The 601-nt window shown below is 62.4% G+C and carries 1 protein-coding gene; it reads left to right on the top strand.

All coding sequences use genetic code 11. The annotated features are described in order from the left end of the window. Positions 1-79: 79 nt before the first annotated feature. On the top strand, positions 80-601 hold a 522-nt coding region (locus RM844_RS32100), incomplete at its 3' end, for a YczE/YyaS/YitT family protein (protein ID WP_311670977.1).

Raw genomic sequence — 601 nt, 5'->3', positions numbered from 1 at the left:
GAGCGCGAACAGCAGGAGAACGACCTGTTTCCGGCGCGCCGCGTTCGACGACTACCTAGCTCTGTCATAGTCGTGGGTTGTGGGTAGTCAGAACATGCACTACTGGCGGCGGTCGTTCTGGGCGCTCGTGGGTGTGGCTGTCCTGGGCTTCGGGTCGGCCGTGTTGCGCGTGGCGCAGGTCGGCGTGGATCCCTACACCGCGGCCAACATCGGCATCAGCAACACCATCGGCCTGGATCTCGGCACGTACCAACTGATCAGCAACGCCGTGCTACTGATCCCTGTTTTCTTCTTCGGCCGCGCGTACATCGGAATCGGCTCGATCATCAACATGGTCATGACCGGGTACTTCATCCAATGGTTCTCGGCCCTGCTGAGCCCGCTGATCCCCAGCGAGCCGACCCGGTTGGTGCAGACCGTGATGTTCCTCATCGGGATCACGTTGTTCGCCGCCGGAGCATCGATGTACATGACCGCCGCGCTCGGCAACGCGCCTTACGACGCGATCGCTCCGATCATCGTCGACCACACTCACCTGCCGTATCGCGTAGTGCGCGTGGCCCAGGATCTCGCCTTCGTCGGATTGGCACTGGCGTTCCAC

It is taken from the genome of Streptomyces chisholmiae, assembly GCF_031845445.1.
Lineage (GTDB): Bacteria > Actinomycetota > Actinomycetes > Streptomycetales > Streptomycetaceae > Streptomyces > Streptomyces chisholmiae.
This window is presented reverse-complemented; position numbering and strand designations above follow the sequence as displayed.